The following is a 20,331-nucleotide window of genomic DNA, read 5'->3' as shown; positions in this document are numbered from 1 at the left end:
AAACTATCAACTAAAGCAAAAAGGGAGTGGCCAAAAAGCCACTCCCTTTTATATTTTAAAATACCGATAAATAGGGGGAGTATGCTATCAAAATAAGCTAATAACCAGACTTTATATGGACAATAAAATATACTTACCCAGAGTATTCAATATTATCGCAGCTTAAATACAGCTTATTTCAATACCCGCCCCCACTGCTGGCCTTTAATGTATCGCCTCGATTATCCCTTTACATCCTGCTTCATCAGCAAAGTATTTTGCGCATCTAACCAGACTTTTAATGGTGCGAAATAATCCAGAATTGCCGAGGCGTCCATCTTCTCTTCGCCAGAAACGGTTTTCAGTGCCTCGCTCCACGGACGGCTTGCACCCATGGACAGCATCGCTTGATATTTGGCACCGGCTTTTTTGTTACCGTAGTTAGAGCAACGATTCAACGGACCAACATAACCCGCTTCTTTGCACAAAGCGCGATGAAACTGGAACTGCAAAATATCGGCAATAAAATAGCGAGCATAGGGCGTATCGGCAGGCACATGATATTTTGCGCCCGCATCAAAGCCGTCGGCTTCCATCGGCGCAGGTCGCTTGATCCCTTGATATTTCTCCCGCAGCTCCCACCAGACTTTGTCGTAATCTTTAGGCGCAACCTGACCGGAATACACCTTCCAACGCCATTGATCCACCAGATAACCGAACGGTAAGAAAGCGACCTTTTCTAAGGCGCGATTCAACAACACGCCAATATCTTGCGATACATCCGGCACCTGATTCAGCAAGCCGATTTGCTTCAGATATTCTGGTGTTACGGACAAGGCAACCGTGTCGCCGATCGCTTCATGGAAGCCGTCATTTGCGCCCCCTCTGAACAAAAACGGTTGTTTACGATACGCAAGATCATAATAAATATGACCCAACTCATGATGAATCGTAGTGAAGTCTTCGGTCGTCTGATTCATACACATCTTAACGCGTACATCGGTCATGTTGTCCAGATCCCAAGCCGATGCATGGCACACGACTTCGCGATCACGCGGCTTGGTCAACATCGATTTTTGCCAGAACGTCGCGGGCAAGGATTCCATCCCCAGCGAGGTATAAAAACCTTCGGCAAATTGGGCCATCCCTTTGGCATCGATATTTTTTTGCTTCAATACTGCGCCAACATCCAAAGAGGCATCCTGGCCTTGCGGTCTGACGATAGGATATAAATTCTCCCAGGTCTGACTCCACATATTGCCAAACAAATGGGCGGGGATCGGCCCTGTCAGCGGCACCACATCAGGGCCATAGGTCTGACGTAATTTCAAACGCACATACTGATGCAAAGATTCATACAAAGGTTTGACTTGCTGCCACAGGCGCTCACTCTCGGCAGCGAATTCATCCGCCGACATATCGTATTCTGAACGCCACAATGCGCCGGTATCGGCGTAGCCCATTTCTCGCGCACCCTTGTTGGACACGGCGACATAATCGACATAACTCTTTTTATATTTGGTCGCCTGATGATGCCAGCCCATCCAGATATCTTTGAGTACCGCTGGGTCATGGCTCTCTGCCATGATTTGTTCCATTTGCCCCAGATCCAGACAGGTGCTTGGATCATCTGCCTTTTTGCAATATTTGGCTTTGCCATATTCACCTGCCAGCGAGGTGCTCAGGCGGGTGTAAGCTTCGCGGTCAGCCGCGTTGCTCAGACTTAAATTGAGCTGCAATAGTTTTAACTTACGTTTGCTGTCCACTGACAGAGGCAAGTGATTATAGCGACGCGCCTGAATCGCAATTTCACTGCCGACGGTTAAAGCCTGTTCACTGGCTTGCGCCGACATTGCCTCAGTATCGTCGGTGATATGCGTCTCATACACCCAAGCAGCACGTTGCGAGATCACCGACAGTTGTTGCAAACGTACTTCGCTGTCACGCAAAAACTGTTCTGCTTCGGCCACGGTCGGCGGCTTGGCTTTGACTTTGGCTGACGCGGCGGTTTGGGCCATGGCCGTCACAGGTACGGATAACGCCATTGCGATGGCAGTCAGTACCGGTAAAAAACGTGTGGAATAACGCATAAGATCCTTATTAAAAACGACGAGATCATCGGTAATGACTTCAGTATGCCGATGAGTAAATAAGCGACAACTTTTTACGCTGCAATGCAGCACTACTTTGTGCCTATGCTGTGCTGATACTCATAGTGAAGCTCAAGATTGATCAGGACAAGCTGGGCTAAAACAATCTCAAAAACGAGCTTAATCACGGGCTTGCTAACAAGGCTACGAAAGAGCTTGCCAACAAGGCCGATAAATATATCAGCAAAATATTCTGGTGTAGGAATTTTCTATTACCGCATACGCAATTTTGGCGGGTCATTTCGCGGCGGTTCAGCGCTGATTGGCGACCAGATCGTGTGCTTTCGTCGCTTTCCTGTCGCACAATAAGACGACTCCGCTGATCATGGCTGTCATTCGCAAATAGTATTGGTGCAATAAATCTCTTTAGTAAAAGTAAAGCAAAACTAAAGGAAAACTAAAGGGAAGCTAACTAAGCAACGTATGATAGACATTCGAAAAAAATTCCTTCCTTTTCATATGCTGACATTGATCTTCCCCAGAGCTGGGCACAAAATCAACTTACTCAGGTCGGTCGCGATCTTAATACTTGTCAATACGCTGATCGCAGTTTTCCTGACTTATGTCGTCAGTATCAATGCGCCATTCCAGACGATCTGGGTTTTTTCGATCATCATCGGCACCTGCATCTCGATATTGATTGATGGCTTGCGCTGGCTCATCTGGAGGACGAATAAACCCAATCGCCTAGCCTTTTTATTGGTCTGCGCAGCAGCGGCGCCGGTCGGGTACTATATCGGCGTCACGATCAGTATGCTGATCTACGGCATTCCAATACCCAACCTAGGTGGATTTATTACTCGCAGTGACCGCGCGATGGTCATCATGTCTGTTTTTTTCAGTCTGATTTCAGGTGTATTTTTCTGGAACCAAAGCAAGCTGGCAGAATTTAAAGCAGAGGCAGAAAAAGAGAAAGCCCGGCATGCCGCCATCGAACGGCAGGCAATCCAGGCCAAACTGCAATTGCTGCAAGCGCAGATCGAGCCGCATATGCTCTTCAACACGCTGGCGAATTTACAGGGCTTAATCGCTATCGATACCGAACGCGCCCAATACATGCTGGAGCAATTAATTCTATATCTGCGTGCCAGTCTCAGCTCTTCCCGCACCGATAAAACTACGCTCAAACAAGAGTTTGCTTTGATGCATGCCTACCTAGAATTATTAGCGATACGTATGGGCAAGCGCCTCACGTATCAGATCGATTTACCGAAAGAGTTGCAGTCCTTGCAGATCGCGCCGATGTTGTTACAACCTCTGGTCGAGAACGCGATCAAACATGGCGTCGAACCGAAAATGGAAGGTGGTCATATCCATGTCTCTGCCACGATGGACAACCATGTTTTGCATTTAAAAGTAATCGATACAGGCATGGGCTTGCCATCCAACTACAAAGACCCCATCGCAATTCAAGCCCAAGTCAATGAGCTTCAGAATGACAGCGTGGACGGCAACATCCAACATGTCGGCAACGAGAATATACGCGACCGCTTGTTTGCATTGTATGGCGCCAGCGCCAGCCTGACACTCAGCCCCAATCAACCAGAAGGTGCAATTGCGCACCTGACTATTCCGCTACAAGGATAAATATATGGCACAACTACGCGCGCTCATCGCAGAAGATGAAACGATATTGTCACTTACGCTAATAAAGCATCTGGAAAAACTCTGGCCAGAGCTACGCATTTGCGGCGTGGTAGAAAACGGTGTGGCCGCAGTACAAGAAGCACTGGCACAGCTACCAGACATTCTTTTTTTAGATATCAAAATGCCAGGGAAAACCGGGTTGGAAGTCGCACAAGAACTGGCCGAAGAATGGACTGATGACAAACCTTTCCCGTTGATTGTCTTCGTCACAGCCTATGACGATTATGCGATAGACGCATTTGAACATGCAGCATCCGATTATGTATTGAAACCAGTCAGCGAAGAACGTTTGAGCAAAACTGTCAAACGATTACAAACACGTTTAGACGACGGTCAAGAGCGTTCAGGAGAATTAGAACGGGTAGTCGCGCAATTGCGCAATCTGATGCCTGGCGTTGGCACTCTTGGCTATGCAAATCAAGCTGGAGTTAATCAAGCCGGTGTCGCTAGCGGTGATGCAAAGACGACCGAAAAACTAACGATCATACGCGCTGCGGTCGGTAATCAGACCCGTATGATACGCATTGATGATGTGCTATATTTTGAAGCAACTGACAAGTACATCAACGTCGTGACAGCAGAACATTCTTCACTAATCCGTGTTAGCCTCAGAGAGTTATTGCCACAGCTCGACAGTAACCAGTTCTGGCAAATCCATCGCAGCACGGTGGTCAACAGCCAGTGCATCCATTCGGCGCATCGGGATGAATCTGGCAAGCTCTCGCTCAAGCTCATCGACCGGGATGAGAAGCTGGCGGTCAGCCGTGTGTATGCCCATCTTTTCAGACAAATGTAATTTTATCTATGACCGCTCTTCAATCGACTTCGCAATCAACTTCTGAATCGCACTCAGTGCCAGCGTCTCACAATACTCAACCCATCAGCGCTGCGGTGCAATGGCAATGTCTGGCGTTTGATGACTTATCACCCGCGCTGTTGTATGCCATTTTGCGTGCACGCAGCGAGGTATTTGTCGTGGAACAAAACTGCGTGTTCCCAGATATGGATGACGCAGATCAGGATTGTCTGCACGTGGTTGGAACAGTCATAGAAGAAGCGACGGAACACGCCTCTACGCAAAGCAAGATCAGAGTCGCGGCCTATCTGCGCATCGTTCCGCCGGGTCTCAAGTTTGCAGAAGCATCCATCGGCCGTGTGATCACAACAAAAGAATTTCGCGGTAGCGGCAGCGGCAAAGCACTCATCACCGAGGGCATCGCGCAGTTAGAACAACGCTACCCCAATCAGCCTATCCGCATCGGCGCACAAGCGTATTTGGAAAAATTTTATGGCAGCTTTGGCTTTGTCACCGTCTCAGACATCTATCTGGAAGATGATATTGAACATGTAGAAATGCTGCGGGCTGCAAGCGAAACATAAAGGTTTAATCAAGACTTTCTACAGCTGATGCGTTTGGGTAGAAGGTGCATTAAAGCGCCTTCTATAAACCCGAACAAATCGGCAACGACAGCGCCTGCAACACCTCACCTTTATCCGATTGCACAAAAGCTGCCACTGCCAGATTCTTGCGTACAGCATTCGCAGGGAAGCTGATCTGGCGCATCGTCGTATTGCTGCCGCCCGTCAGACGAACGGGATCGCCCCACTGCCGCACGACATAATCATGCTGTAGCGTGACACCACTGTTTTCTCCTGCTTTGACATGCGAGACCAAGCCGCTTTCAACCAAGGCAAAATAGAGTTTGCCCGTTTGCGCCGTATTGCTGGTCATACTCACGTTGAGCTGACGATCTGTCACGCCATCCAAAGTCAGGCGAATATCCGCTTGGGCAGGTTTTTGATTAATGCGCTTGACTGCATCCGCCACGCCATTACTCCAGTTGCGCAACTCTTTGCCCGCAACAAACACCTCGGGCGTGTACACCGTGCGAGTGGACGCCAGCTCCGCCAGCCAGCGCTGACGCTGCGTAAAAATAGGATTGGAGAAGGTATCTTTCCAGCCGATGTAATCCCAATAATCCACATGCAGCGATAAGGGCAATACCTGGTCGGATGTTAAGCCGGTCGTTTTGTAGACACTACTGACAAACTTATCGGCTGGCGGACAACTATTGCAGCCCTCGGAGGTGTACAACTCCAGCAAAGCGACCGTGTGCGCTGGGCTGCTTTTGGTACATGTTTGCGCCAACGCTGGCTGGACGATCCCTGCAACCAGTACCAACGGCCATACTGAGAATAAACGTTTCATACCACCTCCTTAAAAATCAGGAACCTTAATAAGGACTTGGACACCGCCCTCCATCTGGCGCTGTCCAAGTCCTATATTCATATCCCTATTTATACTGCGACTATATGTCTTAGTCTAAGGAGGTAGTGTTTCCTTACATCGATCTTATTAATATTAGGACCTATTCAGGTAGATAAGCCGCGCATTGCCAGTTTAGATTGCATTGCCGTCGGCAATTTGCTGGAGAGTTGCGCGGTTAAACGTACACGATGCCGGCTCCACCACACACCCGATGCAATCAGCGCAAAACCTAACAAAGTCAATACAGCAACAAACGCAAAACTGTCTTTGAACAAATGCCAGGACAAATCTCCCAACACCATCGCGATACCAATACCGCCAAAAACAGCAAACACCCGGCGACCCAATACTGCACCGACAAAAATCAAGCCCCCATTAATCGCCAGATAAATCAGCTTGCCAGACAAAGCACCATTACCCATCGACGACAATGCACCCCAAAATGTCAGCAAGCCAAATAGATACAGCCAGAACGAATAGTCCACACCGCGCAGCGAGCGAAAATCCACTACCAGCGCCAACACCAGCATCAACAGCCCAAATACCAGCGAAATCTGCTGCCGCACATGCCAGTCACCGCCAAATATATCGCCCATATCACCATGCATCAGCAAGGCCGGTACCACATCCATCCCCATATAAAACAAGGTCACCGCAACCGGCATCACCAAAAAGCTGTACTTAAAGCGCCACAACATCAGCGCACCGATCAACAGTGTCACCAACTCCATCACCAGCCAGTGCCAGTCTATCCATTGATGAAAATCCCGATAATGCTCAGCATTAGCGCTATCTTCCCAAAACCCGGTGACATGCTGCAACGCGAATACCATCAGAGGCACCAGAGCAATCGCCAGTGTCGCAAAAATACCCGCCAACACGCCCTGCCCGCGCTTATCCAGCCAGGTAGCAACGGCTACCGCAAAGACAAAGTAGCCAATACTCAGCGCCAGCAGCACCGGCATGCCCCAGCGCTCCACCGCCAAGGTGCTGAATAAGGAGCACGCCGCAATCGCCAGCATGCCGCCCAAATAATATAAAACCATCGTCCCGCTAAACCGTGCCGTACCGGTTTTCATCGCCCGGGTTTCTAAAAACCGCATCAAAGGCTCGACCTGCCCGTAATGCAATAAGCCCAGATCTGCCGCCTCCATCAAGGCGCTACGCTCAACTAATTTGCCCATGTTCTTGTCCTCCCGACTGATTATTTCTCTGCACCAGCGTGCATTTGCCCTCTGGTATTAAATGCGTTTTTGCTATCGCTGTGGCAGATGTTCTTAAAGTATCACCAGCCGATACCTCAAGTCGAGAATATTAATCTTTCATCAACAAAAATGTGCATCTGTTTCCGCCTGACATCCTTCAGATAGTTTATGGAGAAAAAGCGCTGCTCGTGTGCGACAAATAATTAAGTATTAACTTGCGCGGGCTTCTTGTTACGCTGCGGTAAAATGCTTGTCATCACATTATTTTTTGAAACGATTGGCACCATGAGCAATAACGATAAAAACACCACTCCCGCAGCAAAACACGATGCAAACGCACCTGCCCCGGTATCCAACTTTTTGCGCGGCATTATTGACCGCGATCTTGCCGACGGCCATTACACCCGCGACGGTCTGCCCAACGTCATCACCCGCTTCCCGCCAGAACCCAACGGCTACCTGCACATCGGCCACGCCAAATCGATTTGCCTGAACTTTGGCTTGGCACGCGATTACGCTGGCCGTTGCCATCTGCGCTTTGACGATACCAATCCAGAAAAAGAAGATCAGGAATATGTCGACACCATCATCGACAGTGTCAAATGGTTGGGCTTCGACTGGAACGACAGTCCTGAACAAGGCGATGGTAGCCAACACCGTAGTCACTTGTATTACGCCAGCGATTACTTCGACACCTTTTACGCCATTGCCGAATACCTGATCAACGCCGGACACGCCTACGTCGACAGTCAATCTGCGGACGACATGGCAGCCAATCGCGGTGACTTCTCCAAGCCCGGCGTCAACTCGCCTTTCCGCGACCGCACAGCAGCAGAATCCCTGGATTTATTCCGCCGTATGAAGGCTGGCGAATTCCAAGGCGGCGAACACATCCTGCGCGCCAAAATCGACATGGCGTCACCCAACATGAATATGCGCGACCCCGCGATCTACCGCATCCGTCACGCCCATCATCACCGTACCGGCGACAAATGGTGCATCTACCCGATGTACGACTACGCCCATCCGCTGGAAGACGCGATTGAAAACATCACCCACTCAATCTGCACCTTAGAGTTCCAGGATCACCGCCCGTTCTACGACTGGATTATCGAGCGCGCAGCCGAAGGCGGTTTCTTCAAACAACCCGTGCCACGCCAATACGAATTTGCACGACTCAATTTGACCTATGTCGTCACCAGCAAACGCAAACTACGCCAACTGGTAGAACAAAACATCGTCAGCGGGTGGGACGACCCACGCATGCCCACCATCGTCGGCATCCGCCGTCGCGGCTACACACCAGAAGCACTGCAACTGTTTTGCGAACGTATCGGCGTCACCCGCTCCGACGGCTGGATCGACTACAGCACGCTAGAAGGTTGCCTGCGCGAAGACCTCGACCCCAAAGCACCACGCGCCACTGCCGTACTGCGCCCGCTGAAACTCATCATCGACAATTTCCCTATGGTGGGAGAAATGAGTGAAAACATCGCCTGCAGTGCACCAGTTCACCCGCACCACCCAGAGCGCGGCAACCGCGAATTCACCATCAGCAAAGAACTCTGGATCGAGCAAGAAGACTTTATGGAAGTCCCAACAAAAGGCTACTTCCGCCTCTTCCCGGGTAACAAGGTACGTCTGCGTTATGGCTATGTAGTCGAATGCACAGGCGCAGACAAAGACGCCGACGGCAACATCATCGCCGTCCACTGCAACTACTTTGCCGACAGCAAATCCGGCACCGAAGGCAGCGCCAATTACAAAGTCAAAGGCAACATCCACTGGGTCAGTGCCGCCGACGCATTAGAAGCCGAAGTCCGTTTATACGACCGCTTATTCACCGATGCAAATCCAGATGCGGGCGGCAAAGATTTCATGGCATTACTCAACCCAAACGCGCTAGAAGTCGTCAAAGCCTATGTAGAGCCGGGCATGAAAGACGTGACGCCAGATACGCGTTTGCAGTTTGAACGTCACGGGTATTTTGTGGCGGATCGCGTGGATTCTGTGGTGGGCAAACCGGTGTTTAATCGGGTTACTACTTTGAAGGATGGTTGGGGGAAGTGAAAAAACTGCGACTTATTATCTAAGTCAATACTATTCATAAGGACGCATATGCTATCTCAGAGTGAGCTTCAACTATTGCTTGTTGACATGGAGTCGGATCGAATCGAGCGAACAGAATCAATTAGCAATAACGAAAAATTTTGCCAAGCTATCTGTGCATTTGCAAATGATCTTCCAAATCACAGAAAAGCAGGATATCTATTGATTGGCGCCAAAGATGATGGAAGTTTTTCAAATTTAAAGGTTACCGACGAATTACTCAAGAACCTTGCTGGTATCAGATCTGATGGGAACGTACTACCTCAACCAGCATTAACGGTCGCCAAATTTTCTTTTGATGAAGGCGATATTGCCGTAGTAGAGGTGCAACCGTCAGATTTACCTCCTGTTCGCTATAAAGGACGCGTATGGATCAGAGTTGGGCCACGCAAGGCAATTGCAAATGAGCAGGAAGAACGCATCCTTTCTGAGCGCAGAGTTGCATTAGCCAGATCATTTGATGCTCGCCCTTGCGTAGAAGCAAAAATTGGTGATTTAGCTTTAGGTCAATTTGACACATACCGCAGACAAACCGTTGATCCCGAAACTATTTTAGCCAATCATCGTCCTGTTGAGCTTCAGTTAAGCTCCCTAAGACTTTTTGACATGGATCGAGAATGTTCTACATTTGCCGGAGTACTGTTGTTCGGAAAAAATCCAAGATATTTTCTTCCCGGTGCATACATTCAATATTTAGAATTAAGTGGCACGAACTTAACCGACATTCCTGAGCAACAAGCTGAAATATCTGGCGACCTTGTTTCTGTAATGCATGAACTAAGTTTGCGACTTAAATCAATCATAAAAATATCTCTCAGGAATATCTCCAATTTAAAAGAGCAACAAGTTACAAACTATCCAGAGATTGCCCTTAAAGAACTGCTAATGAATGCAGTAATGCATCGCAACTATGATAGCAATACTCCGATACGTTTTTATGTGTTTAGCGATCATATTGAAATTCATAGCCCTGGCGGGCTGTATGGAGAGGTAACCGCGGAAAATTTTCCAAATAGAAATAGTTACCGCAACCCGATTATTGCAGAAGCTATGAAATCGCTCGGATTTGTAAATAGATTCGGTTATGGAGTACAAAGAGCTCAAGCGCTGCTTTCCGACAATGGGAATCCACAAGCAGAATTTACATTTGATGAACATACTGTCTTGGTGAAAATAATGAAGAGGGCAGAATGAAAACAATCGCTTTTTTTAATAATAAGGGTGGAGTTGGAAAAACCTCATTGGTTTACCACCTTTCTTGGATGTTCGCAGCTCGAGGAATTCGCACAATCGCCGTAGATTTAGACCCTCAAGCGAATTTAACAGCGATGTTTCTAAATGAAACCAAGCTCGAAAAAATATGGCCAGAAAATGGGCATCCAGATACTATTTTTGGCGCAATTGAACCGATTCAAAGAGGATTAGGTGACATTGCAAAGCCTCACATCGAGAAAATTGCCGAAAACTTAGGCCTTATTCCTGGTGACCTAGCACTGTCTCGATTTGAAGACAAATTGTCTGAGAGTTGGCCAAAATGCCATAATCGTGATGAAGCTGCGTTTCGAGTTATGACTGCGTTTTATAGATTAATTAGTGCCGCCTCTGAAGAGTTTAATGCTGAATTAATATTGATAGACGTTGGCCCCAATCTAGGTGCGATCAACCGAAGCGCCATTATTGCATCCGATCAAGTCATTCTTCCATTAGCACCTGATCTCTTTTCTTTACAGGGATTGAAGAATCTGGGACCGACGCTTAGAGATTGGCGAAGTGCTTGGAGCGAGCTGGTTCCAAAAGCACCGAAAGACTTACTCATACCGAAAGGATCGATGGCGCCAGCAGGCTACATTGTGATGCAACATGGGATACGCGATTCTCGCCCAGTTAAAGCATACCAACGGTGGTTAGATCGTATTCCTACAATCTATAGATCCGCTGTACTCGACATTGATTTAACTTCTGTGCCATCAATAGAAAACGATAAATTTAGTCTAGCGAAGTTAAAACACTACCGCAGTCTAATGCCAATGGCAATGGAGGCGAATAAACCGATATTTTTCCTAAAATCATCTGATGGAGCAATTGGTGCACATATGGAAGCTGTCAATGACTGTTATCTTGATTTTCTAACGTTAGCAAGAAAAATTGGAAAAGGTGTCGACATCGTCGTCAACTAAAGACACAGCTACCTCTGATCCAAGATAGCAAGCATAACGTGCATACCTCCGTATGGGTGCGTCATGCGCACCGTTTCACCGAATATCCTCATTTTTTACGCCGTTCGTTTTTCCATCATTGGTGCGCATGGCGCACCCTACGTAATGTTTGTGCGGCTTGTGGCGTGTTTTTGTGCCACGAGGCTCGTCTTTGCTGGGGAATCGTTTCACAGAAATTGACGAGTTATCGCCTTCAAGGCACGCTGTGATCTTATTTTTCCTGCATTTCTCATGTCTAATTATCGACGATCAAATATCGCTGGCGGTACATATTTTTTCACCGTAAATAGCTCTCGTCGGCGACCTATTTTGGCCACCGAATCATTGCGTGATGACTTACGCCTGGCGATTCAAAAAACACGCCTGACACATCCATTTGAGATTGATGCATGGGTGCTTCTGCCAGATCATTTGCATTGTATCTGGACGCTGCCGCAAGGTGATGCGGACTTCTCTGTTCGCTGGTCGATGATCAAACGGTTGGTCTCACAAGCTTGTGCCGATGAGTTTGGCGTGGATAATTTATCTGCCTCACGAACGCAAAGAAAAGAATCGGGCATCTGGCAACGACGCTTTTGGGAACATCAAATCCGTGACGATAACGACTTTGCACTGCATGTCGATTATATTCACTTTAACCCGGTGAAACATGGTCTGGTTGCGGATGCGACGGTTTGACCACATCCGACATTTCATCGTTATCTGGCGTAAGAGATGTTGCCACCGGATTGGGGATTTGGTGCAGATGTTGCTGGGTATGTTGGGAGTAGGTATTTGCTGGGGATAGATCGTTGCGCATGGCGCACTTTATCTCTGCATTTTATTTTTTTAATGTCATTTCTTTTTTTATAACTTTTTCGTTTAAAATAATCACTCATTCTGATGGTACTTCCAATGTGCGAGGTGATTCATGAGTTCAGCCGCTCCGATGCAGCAAGCCAAAACCAACGTGAGGCCGACGACTGAACAGCGTGCCAGCCAATTGGCAACGCAACACCAGCAAAGCAGCGCGGACGCTGTCCACAGTGACTTTACCGACTTACGCGCGCAAACCACTGCGCAGCTCCAGGTGCAAAACGTAGCCGACAACAGTCCCCAAAGCCGACAACTCCACTCTTTTCAACAGATGGCACAAAACAGCGCGCGCTCGATGCAGCTCAAAACCATGAGCGCGATGATGAATGCGCCTGCCGTGCAACGTGTGGAAGAGGAAGAAACGCTGCAACACAAAACGAAGGGTGAAACGGTGCAGCGTGAAGCGACGACCAACGCAACCGAAGCGCCAAAGCCGAATAACACAGGTCTACCCGACCATCTTAAATCGGGCATTGAATCGCTGTCTGGCATGAGCATGGATCATGTCAAGGTGCACTATAACTCTTCACAACCAGCACAATTGAACGCCCATGCCTATGCGCAGGGTAGCGAGATTCATGTGGCACCAGGGCAGGAACAGCATTTGCCACACGAAGCCTGGCATGTAGTACAGCAAGCGCAGGGGCGCGTGCAGCCGACGATGCAGATGAAGGCTGGGACTCCGGTAAATGATGATGCTGGGTTGGAGGCTGAGGCGGATGTGATGGGAGCGAAGGCTTTCCAATATCAAAAAAATAGGGTTCAGCTTACAGATCGCCCTGCCTCCGCCATATTGCAACGCAGAGTGATCAAAATGTTAGGTGACGACGAAGAGGTGAACCGTAGCGCTGAAATTCTAGCGGCTGATGATGGGCAACAAGTAGTATCTTGGCCTTTTGAGGGAGAACTTAAGTCACCAGAAGTTGAAACATTTATTGCCCATAGTGCGGGTGCTACTTTAAATGAACAGACACCAGAAGATTTTGCATTAGGCTTGATCCCAAAAACGCTTCCGCGGACTTTTTATTCAATACGAATTGCTGGTTGTAAGACAGGGAAAACACTGGAGAATGGAAGTTCCTTTGCATCTTCACTTCAAAATTCGCTCAAAAGTAAAGGAAGGGTGGTGAGTGTAACTGCACCGAAAAAAGGGCTTTATATTGGTGGGCCAAGAATGTATATCCAATCGGATGAGGTGCCGTTCAATCAGCCAGCGTTTAGAGATGTGTCTAGACCGGCACTAGCGCAATTAGAAATAGACCGTGTGAATCGCTTGGTTGAAGCATGTAAAAATTGCATTCCGAACATTGCCGCAGATGACATTAAGAAAGTGGAAGTCGCAACAAAACTAAACTCAATTGCACAACGCAGGACCAACAAGACTCCAATTAATGGCTCTCAACAAAAAAATATTGAGAAGATAAGAGAAACGCTGGAATTTTGTAAAAACACAACAAAATTAGGAAGGCCGTTTGTAGATGCGGTACTCGCTGAAATAATTACCATTGCGGGTGGTGCTCACGACGACGCTGACTGGGTAAAAGCACAAGAAAAAGCAATCTACAAACAAGCATTTGAGGCATTGATGCTGGTTGACGAGCGATTCAAAATTGATGATACATTTGGAACAAACCAAGAAGCTTGGACAACTGAAGCGTATCTTCCAATAGCGTCTATCTAAAGCTAGGTATTTACACAAAGAATCAATCAAATCAGCGAGCGCAGTGCGCGTGGCGCTTCACTGGCTATTCTCAGTTTAAGCCATGCGTTTCCCCCTTGGTGCGAGCGGTACTCGCGCGCAATGCCTTTGCGGCTTGTCGCATACTTTTGAGCCGCGAGCCGCATTTTGATTGGACGTGCAATCACGAATCTATACTTCAAGAGGAAGTATAGCTGCCCTCGCCTACTACTTTTGAACGAACCTGATTGCTTGTGCATCCGCGATGCGTTTGCCACCTCTCTCGGCTGGGACAAACTCACATGAGCGTGCGATGCGCAGACTTTCTTGGTCTAGTTGCTCGTCATCACTGCCCCACTGGACTTGAGCATTGAGTACTTTACCTTTGTCGGAAATAGACATACCGACGACGATGCCGACTCCATTTTCTTTATCGAGGGCGACGCGAAGTTTTTCTGATGGTTTGCAGCTTTTTGGGTCGATCAATGCTGGGCTGATATCAGTGCTATCAAATTTCCAGAGGTAAGCGATTTTACGTTCGCTCGGTATCCACCGACCCGCGGGTATCACCTGACAGCCAATGATTGCGTTCATCACGGTGACGTCGAGTAATTTCCAGCCGCTGCTTTTTTCTAGCTGGAAGGCGCTGATCTTGCCAGCATTGTCGATCATCAGGTTGAGGATGGTTTTACCTTGCATACCGATGCGGAGAGCTGGTTTGGGATAGGCAGGAATAGCACAGACCTTATCGATCTCGATAACTTTAATGTCGTTATTTTTAGGTGGCTCTGATGCCTCTACTGCAGCAGCAGAGGCCGTTGCAGCAGGCACCGCCACGGATGTCTGATCTGTAACGACCGGCTGTTCTGCCGCCGCTGGCAGACACAGGATTGAGTTTAAGACCAACAACGATACGGCACTAATCAAACTACGCATACGAACCTTGATGAAAAATTAAGATGCGGAATTGTAATCTGTTTAATATCTCTTTTGTTAGACAAGATAAGTGAAATGCGTGAGTCCGAAATCAGTTCTTAGGTCTAGCAGTATTGAGTTGTGTGACTGCATCGCAAACATATGGAATAACAAACTGGACCTTCGCTAATTTTCCGATACCGAGTAAGCGAAGTTAGGCCGGAGAACTGTCCCGATTCTACCTTCCTCCATTAAAGCAAATTCTGCTTAAAGCCGAATTGATACTGCTTGTCCGTCAAAACTGCTGTTTGATCTGATCTTGATTGAATGTCGTTTCTCTTGCTTCTACACTCGGGCATTTCGTTCAACCACAACTAGGGTGTCGAATCTTGAATGAACACGTTTTTCCGACATCAATGTCAAGCATAGGCTTATGTCACTTTAAGACTAGTACCTGCTTTTCGGTTGTACAAGTCACATTCATATTCGTAGTCCCGCCGTTCCAATTGAGGAGTCCAGAATGATCGATCAATTTGCTTCAGGTCAGTATTACGGCACCAATGCGTTTGACCGACGTTTTAAAAGTTTGGGATTGAGCCACTTGCGTGCCACGGTGCATGAGCATGATGTGGAAGAACATAGCCATACTGGAGCACATATTGTGTTGGCCACGCGCGGCCGCTATGTGACATCCGCATCAGGTACCCAGCGAGCAGGTCCTGTGCTTGTCTACAATCCGCCGGATGTCGTTCACCGAGATCGTTTTGCTGGCGACGGCGGCTGGTTCTTTGCGATTAGCTTCAATCCCGAGGATTCTCGCGAGCTGCTTGAACACATCAAACTCCCCGATTTTGCGATGCGCCACGATGATCCCATCGCTGTCAAACAAGCTTTTGGCTTGCTACAGGCGGCCGCTTCTAGTGACGCGTCGCGACTGGATTTAGAGACGATTACATTGAATCTATTAGCGAGTTTTTACAAACAAAGCCCTTTGTCGCCCAATCCACCTCCATGGCTGCGGCGGGCGCAAGAGATGATCGCGGATAGGTCGACTGAGGATTTAGGTATTGCCGACATCGCTGACGCTGTCGGTGTGCACAGGGTGTATCTGGCACGACAATATCTTCGTCATATTGGATGTACTCCCGGCGTTGATCTGCGTCGGCGCCGGGTAGAGCATGCCACGCAATTGATGATGACGACCGATGAGGCATTGTGTGATATTGCGCTCGCCTCCGGCTTCTGTGACCAGAGCCATCTGAACCGGGCGTTCCTACATCAGTGGGGTCTAACGCCAACGCATTTCGCGAAGCTCAGCTCGTCCAATCATGGTTTCAAATGTCCAAGATCGGTTTGAGCGACGTAGTTAAGATTTGGGCTTGTTCACTTATTTTTCGGAGTTTCGATATGAATGTTAAAAATAGTCTTAGTGTTGCCCTCATGATTTCTCTCGGTGCTCTGCTGCTAAAAAGTGAGGCAATGTCAGATCCCCTGACTACGCAAAATGATTGGGTGATCAAAGCACCGGCGTCGCAAGGATTGGATACTGCAAAACTAGTAGCGATGGATGAGGCGATCAAAAAGGGCACGTTTCAGCAGATCACTAGTGTTCTGATTGCCAGACGTGGTCAGCTCGTCTATGAGTCTTATTATGATGCGGATGGCGTTGACGCTTTGCGCAACACCCGATCAGCGACAAAGACGATTACTGGGATGCTGGTGGGAGCGGCGATTGATCGTGGTCATATCGCCTCGGTTTCCGCGCCCATACTTCCGCTTCTTCAACGCAAAGAGCCTCTTGAAAATCCTGATTCACGCAAAGCCAAGATCACGGTTGAGGATTTGTTGACCATGAGCTCGATGATGGAATGCGATGATCAAAATCAATTTTCTCGTGGCAATGAAGAGCGCATGTATTTAATCGAAGACTGGGTGAAGTTTTACCTTGACCTCCCGATCAAAGGTTTTGCTGCATGGGTCACCAAACCCTCAGCCTCGCCTTATGGCCGCGCATTTAGCTATTGCACTGCGGGCTCGACAACACTAGGTGCAGTTATTCAAAACGCGACCAAAATGCCTTTGGCCGATTTTGCGCAAAAAACCTTATTTACGCCCCTGGGTATTACTAAGACGGAGTGGCAATATTCGCCGCTAGGTCTAGCACAAGGTGGTGGTGGTTTAGGTCTGCGTAGTCGCGATCTACTTAAATTCGGTCAACTGCTAGCCAATGGCGGATCATGGCATGGTCAGCAAATATTACCGGCAGCGTGGGTAAAAGCGTCCGTCACACCGCATGCTGAGGTGGATGAGCAACGTAATTATGGCTATCTACTTTGGTTGTACCCATATAGCGCCAAAGGTGTGACACATCAGGCATATCAAATGGCCGGAACAGGTGGAAACAAGGTCGTGGTTTTTCCTGATCTAGAGTTGGTAGCACTGGTGACGACGACCAACTATGGTGTACGCAATCCACACCAAATCACCGATAAGTTAATTGCTGACTTCATTGTTACGGCAGTTGAGTAGGGTGCAAATCATCAAGGCGCTATAGTTTAAAAAAGCGCCTATTTGACCTTCCTGTTTATTGGCCTACAAATCATGGTTAGAAGTAGCCGTGTAGCCATCTAGAGCGAGTGCAACCCAAGCAACACATGCCAACGCATGCTAGTGAGGCGGGTTGCGCCCACCCTACTTATTTCTCCCTTAATTTATTGACCGAGACTCTTAGCCCGCGCGACGTGCAATTTCTTGTAGCTATCAATCAAACGCTGATGGCGGTCCAAGCCTTCCAACTTCATACTCGTAGGCGTTAAGCCGTAGAAGTGTATGCTGCCGTTGACTGATCCCATTACCGCATCCATACGCTCGTTGCCAAACATGCGACGGAAATTGACTTCGTAATCGGCTAGTTCTAGGTCATCATCCAGCATGACCTCTAGCACTACGTTTAAAGCTTGATAAAACAATCTGCGTTCGACCGTGTTATCGTTGTATTGCAAGAAGGTTTGCGCCAGCTCTTGCGCTTCCTCAAATTGCTCTAAGACTAAATTAATTAGGAGTTTTAATTCCAACACGGTGAGTTGTCCCCAGACCGTGTTCTCGTCAAATTCGACGCCGATCAAGGTGGCGATGTCGCTGTAATCGTCTAGCTCGTTGTTGTCTAAACGATCGAGCAATGCCTCTAAGGCACCATCGTCGAGTTGATGCACGTTCAAGATATCGTTGCGGAATAATAAGGCTTTGTTGGTGTTATCCCAGATCAAATCTTCGACGGGATAAACCTCTGAATAACCCGGCACCAAAATCCGGCAAGCGGTCGCGCCTAACTGGTCGTACACAGCCATGTAGACCTCTTTGCCCATGTCGGCGAGGATGCCGAATAAGGTGGCGGCTTCTTCTGCATTGGCGTTACTGCCTTCGCTGGTGAAGTCCCATTCCGCAAATTCGTAGTCGGACTTAGCACTGAAAAAGCGCCATGACACTACGCCGCTGGAATCGATGAAGTGTTCGACAAAGTTATTCGGCTCAGTCACGGCTTGGCTGACAAAGGTAGGCTGAGGTAAATCGTTGAGGCCTTCAAAACTGCGACCTTGCAGTAGCTCGGTCAAGCTACGTTCCAGTGCTACTTCTAGGCTCGGGTGTGCGCCGAAGGAGGCAAATACGCCGCCTGTGCGCGGGTTCATCAGAGTCACGCACATGACCGGATATTGTCCGCCGAGCGAGGCGTCTTTTACCAGTACCGGAAAGCCTTGTTCTTCCAAGCCTTGAATGCCTGCCAAGATGCCAGGATATTTCGCCAGCACTTCTTGCGGCACATCAGGCAAGGCGATTTCGCCTTCTAAAATTTCGCGTTTGACGGCGCGTTCAAAAATTTCAGACAGACATTGCACTTGCGCCTCGACCAGCGTATTACCAGCGCTCATGCCATTGCTGGCGAATAGGTTCTCGATCAGGTTCGATGGGAAATAGACGGTCTCGCCGTCGGATTGCCGCACATATGGTAGCGAGCAAATGCCGCGCTCTGTATTACCAGAATTGGTATCAATCAGATGCGAGCCACGTAGCTCTTTATCGGGGTTGTAAATCGCTAAGCTGTACGCATCCAGAATCTCTTTTGGTAGCGCATCTTTTTTGCCAGGCTTAAACCAGCACTCGTTCGGATAATGGACGAACTCGGCATTGGCGATGTCTTCGCCCCAGAACGAGCCTGCGTAAAAATGATTATTACTCAGGCGCTCAATATACTCGCCCAAGGCCGATGCCAAAGCGCTTTCTTTGGTCGCGCCCTTGCCGTTGGTAAAACACATCGGTGAATGCGCATCGCGGATATGCAGCGACCATACATTCGGGATGATATTGCGCCACGAGGCAATTTCAATCTTAATGCCGAGACCCGCGAGCAAGCTGGACATATTGGCGATGGTTTTTTCCAACGGTAAGTCTTTTCCGAGGATGTAGGTGGCAGCATCTGCATCTGGATTTAAGGTCAGCAAGGCTTGCGCGTCGGCATCTAAACTCTCTACCTCTTCAATCACAAACTCTGGTCCAGCCTGCACCACTTTTTTCACTGTGCAGCGGTCGATAGAGCGCAAAATTCCTTGACGATCTTTATCAGAAATATCGGCGGGTAATTCGACCTGGATCTTAAAGATTTGTGCGTAACGATTCTCTGGATCAACAATATTATTTTGGGACAGGCGGATATTCTCAGTAGGAATATTGCGCGTGTTGCAGTACAACTTCACAAAGTACGCCGCGCACAGAGCCGATGAGGCCAGAAAGTAATCGAAGGGCCCGGGTGCTGAGCCATCGCCTTTGTAACGGATAGGCTGATCGGCTACCACCGTGAAGTCATCGAACTTGGCTTCGAGGCGAAGCTTATCGAGAAAGTTAACTTTAATTTCCATGAGAGTGTTCCAAAAAGGCGGCCAAAAGTGCGTAAAAGTGAATTAGGCGCCATTATCCGTTCTTTTAGCCTGATAGGGTAAGCGGTAGAATCAGAGCACTCTGGCTCCCGGTAGAAATTAACGCAACCTCCAATATAGCCATAGTTGAAGTGCATCATTTCGCAAATGCTGAGGGTATGCAGGCGGCTTGGGGGATACAGTGTTCCATACAATATTTTCTCGTTTGAGCACTGCATTTATCGACCAGTCGTGCGCATTGATTTGCACCTGATAGACTAACTCTGTATTCCGCAGTACGCATTTATTTCTGGCTGTTCGCTGTCTTCTGCGGGCGTTTCCTCTTATACTCGCGCCTTTTGACAAACAAGCTGTAGCGTTTGCCAGCTCTTTGTCCGACA

15 protein-coding genes are annotated in these 20,331 nt (G+C 48.4%); 10 read left to right on the top strand and 5 right to left on the bottom strand.

Going from position 1 to position 20,331, the window contains the following annotated elements; translation table 11 throughout:
- Window positions 1-221: 221 nt before the first annotated feature.
- Complete coding sequence (locus tag QN395_RS07455) at window positions 222-2,069, bottom strand: M2 family metallopeptidase (protein ID WP_322119587.1); 1,848 nt, start codon at window positions 2,067-2,069, stop codon at window positions 222-224.
- A 483-nt stretch (window positions 2,070-2,552) separates the two neighbouring features.
- Here QN395_RS07455 and QN395_RS07450 point away from each other — a divergent pair, with 483 nt between their 5' ends.
- From QN395_RS07450 to QN395_RS07440, 3 genes are read left to right on the top strand one after another with little or no spacing between them, the layout of a single operon-like run.
- Window positions 2,553-3,716: a sensor histidine kinase gene (locus tag QN395_RS07450; protein ID WP_322119588.1), complete on the top strand. Its 1,164-nt coding sequence runs from the start codon at window positions 2,553-2,555 to the stop codon at window positions 3,714-3,716.
- A gap of 4 nt (window positions 3,717-3,720) precedes the next feature.
- Entirely contained in the window at window positions 3,721-4,572 is an 852-nt protein-coding gene (locus QN395_RS07445; protein ID WP_322119589.1) for a LytTR family DNA-binding domain-containing protein, read from the top strand.
- A gap of 8 nt (window positions 4,573-4,580) precedes the next feature.
- Window positions 4,581-5,156, top strand: coding sequence for a GNAT family N-acetyltransferase (locus QN395_RS07440; protein ID WP_322119590.1), 576 nt, complete (start codon window positions 4,581-4,583; stop codon window positions 5,154-5,156).
- A 61-nt stretch (window positions 5,157-5,217) separates the two neighbouring features.
- On the opposite strand, the gene QN395_RS07435 is transcribed toward QN395_RS07440, so the two are convergent.
- Both QN395_RS07435 and QN395_RS07430 read right to left on the bottom strand, forming a co-directional pair.
- Window positions 5,218-5,985 (bottom strand): DUF1223 domain-containing protein, encoded by a 768-nt coding sequence (locus QN395_RS07435; RefSeq protein ID WP_322119591.1) that lies wholly within the window; start codon window positions 5,983-5,985, stop codon window positions 5,218-5,220.
- Between the two features lie 164 nt (window positions 5,986-6,149).
- Complete coding sequence (locus QN395_RS07430) at window positions 6,150-7,229, bottom strand: DUF2157 domain-containing protein (RefSeq protein WP_322119592.1); 1,080 nt, start codon at window positions 7,227-7,229, stop codon at window positions 6,150-6,152.
- Between the two features lie 306 nt (window positions 7,230-7,535).
- Between QN395_RS07430 and QN395_RS07425 the strand changes: the two genes are divergently transcribed.
- The 5 genes from QN395_RS07425 (at window position 7,536) to QN395_RS07405 (ending at window position 14,111) form a co-directional block, all read left to right on the top strand.
- Window positions 7,536-9,320 carry a glutamine--tRNA ligase/YqeY domain fusion protein gene (locus QN395_RS07425; protein WP_322119593.1) on the top strand — a complete coding sequence of 595 codons (1,785 nt, stop codon included), beginning with the start codon at window positions 7,536-7,538 and terminating at the stop codon, window positions 9,318-9,320.
- A gap of 48 nt (window positions 9,321-9,368) precedes the next feature.
- Complete coding sequence (locus tag QN395_RS07420) at window positions 9,369-10,553, top strand: RNA-binding domain-containing protein (RefSeq protein ID WP_322119594.1); 1,185 nt, start codon at window positions 9,369-9,371, stop codon at window positions 10,551-10,553.
- The gene (locus tag QN395_RS07415) at window positions 10,550-11,536 is read left to right on the top strand and encodes a ParA family protein (RefSeq protein ID WP_322119595.1); all 987 of its coding nucleotides are present in this window, start codon (window positions 10,550-10,552) and stop codon (window positions 11,534-11,536) included. Before QN395_RS07420 ends, QN395_RS07415 begins: the two co-directional genes overlap by 4 nt.
- A 270-nt stretch (window positions 11,537-11,806) precedes the next feature.
- The gene (locus QN395_RS07410) at window positions 11,807-12,253 is read left to right on the top strand and encodes an REP-associated tyrosine transposase (RefSeq protein ID WP_322119596.1); all 447 of its coding nucleotides are present in this window, start codon (window positions 11,807-11,809) and stop codon (window positions 12,251-12,253) included.
- A 232-nt stretch (window positions 12,254-12,485) separates the two neighbouring features.
- Window positions 12,486-14,111, top strand: a complete 1,626-nt coding sequence (locus QN395_RS07405; RefSeq protein ID WP_322119597.1) for an eCIS core domain-containing protein — start codon at window positions 12,486-12,488, stop codon at window positions 14,109-14,111.
- Window positions 14,112-14,336: 225 nt separating this feature from the next.
- On the opposite strand, the gene QN395_RS07400 is transcribed toward QN395_RS07405, so the two are convergent.
- Complete coding sequence (locus QN395_RS07400) at window positions 14,337-15,044, bottom strand: TonB family protein (RefSeq protein ID WP_322119598.1); 708 nt, start codon at window positions 15,042-15,044, stop codon at window positions 14,337-14,339.
- A 499-nt stretch (window positions 15,045-15,543) separates the two neighbouring features.
- Here QN395_RS07400 and QN395_RS07395 point away from each other — a divergent pair, with 499 nt between their 5' ends.
- Window positions 15,544-16,380 carry an AraC family transcriptional regulator gene (locus tag QN395_RS07395; protein ID WP_322119599.1) on the top strand — a complete coding sequence of 279 codons (837 nt, stop codon included), beginning with the start codon at window positions 15,544-15,546 and terminating at the stop codon, window positions 16,378-16,380.
- Between the two features lie 50 nt (window positions 16,381-16,430).
- Window positions 16,431-17,552 (top strand): serine hydrolase, encoded by a 1,122-nt coding sequence (locus tag QN395_RS07390; RefSeq protein WP_322119600.1) that lies wholly within the window; start codon window positions 16,431-16,433, stop codon window positions 17,550-17,552.
- A gap of 182 nt (window positions 17,553-17,734) precedes the next feature.
- On the opposite strand, the gene QN395_RS07385 is transcribed toward QN395_RS07390, so the two are convergent.
- On the bottom strand, window positions 17,735-19,933 hold the full coding sequence (locus QN395_RS07385; protein WP_322119601.1) for an OsmC domain/YcaO domain-containing protein: 2,199 nt from the start codon (window positions 19,931-19,933) through the stop codon (window positions 17,735-17,737).
- Window positions 19,934-20,331: the final 398 nt, after the last annotated feature.

Origin of the sequence: Undibacterium sp. RTI2.2 (assembly GCF_035018705.1) — a bacterium.
Taxonomy (GTDB): Bacteria; Pseudomonadota; Gammaproteobacteria; order Burkholderiales; family Burkholderiaceae_D; genus Undibacterium.
The sequence above is the reverse complement of the archived record's forward strand: the minus strand, read 5'-3'. Positions and strand labels throughout refer to the sequence as shown.

Coding starts and splice junctions, on each gene's coding strand:
- QN395_RS07395 (WP_322119599.1), top strand. CDS start 15,544: ATGATCGATCAATTTGCTTCAGGTCAGTATTACGGCACCAATGCGTTT.
- QN395_RS07420 (WP_322119594.1), top strand. CDS start 9,369: ATGCTATCTCAGAGTGAGCTTCAACTATTGCTTGTTGACATGGAGTCG.
- QN395_RS07430 (WP_322119592.1), bottom strand. CDS start 7,229: ATGGGCAAATTAGTTGAGCGTAGCGCCTTGATGGAGGCGGCAGATCTG.
- QN395_RS07440 (WP_322119590.1), top strand. CDS start 4,581: ATGACCGCTCTTCAATCGACTTCGCAATCAACTTCTGAATCGCACTCA.
- QN395_RS07425 (WP_322119593.1), top strand. CDS start 7,536: ATGAGCAATAACGATAAAAACACCACTCCCGCAGCAAAACACGATGCA.
- QN395_RS07455 (WP_322119587.1), bottom strand. CDS start 2,069: ATGCGTTATTCCACACGTTTTTTACCGGTACTGACTGCCATCGCAATG.
- QN395_RS07405 (WP_322119597.1), top strand. CDS start 12,486: ATGAGTTCAGCCGCTCCGATGCAGCAAGCCAAAACCAACGTGAGGCCG.
- QN395_RS07435 (WP_322119591.1), bottom strand. CDS start 5,985: ATGAAACGTTTATTCTCAGTATGGCCGTTGGTACTGGTTGCAGGGATC.
- QN395_RS07390 (WP_322119600.1), top strand. CDS start 16,431: ATGAATGTTAAAAATAGTCTTAGTGTTGCCCTCATGATTTCTCTCGGT.
- QN395_RS07415 (WP_322119595.1), top strand. CDS start 10,550: ATGAAAACAATCGCTTTTTTTAATAATAAGGGTGGAGTTGGAAAAACC.
- QN395_RS07445 (WP_322119589.1), top strand. CDS start 3,721: ATGGCACAACTACGCGCGCTCATCGCAGAAGATGAAACGATATTGTCA.
- QN395_RS07385 (WP_322119601.1), bottom strand. CDS start 19,933: ATGGAAATTAAAGTTAACTTTCTCGATAAGCTTCGCCTCGAAGCCAAG.
- QN395_RS07450 (WP_322119588.1), top strand. CDS start 2,553: ATGATAGACATTCGAAAAAAATTCCTTCCTTTTCATATGCTGACATTG.
- QN395_RS07400 (WP_322119598.1), bottom strand. CDS start 15,044: ATGCGTAGTTTGATTAGTGCCGTATCGTTGTTGGTCTTAAACTCAATC.
- QN395_RS07410 (WP_322119596.1), top strand. CDS start 11,807: ATGTCTAATTATCGACGATCAAATATCGCTGGCGGTACATATTTTTTC.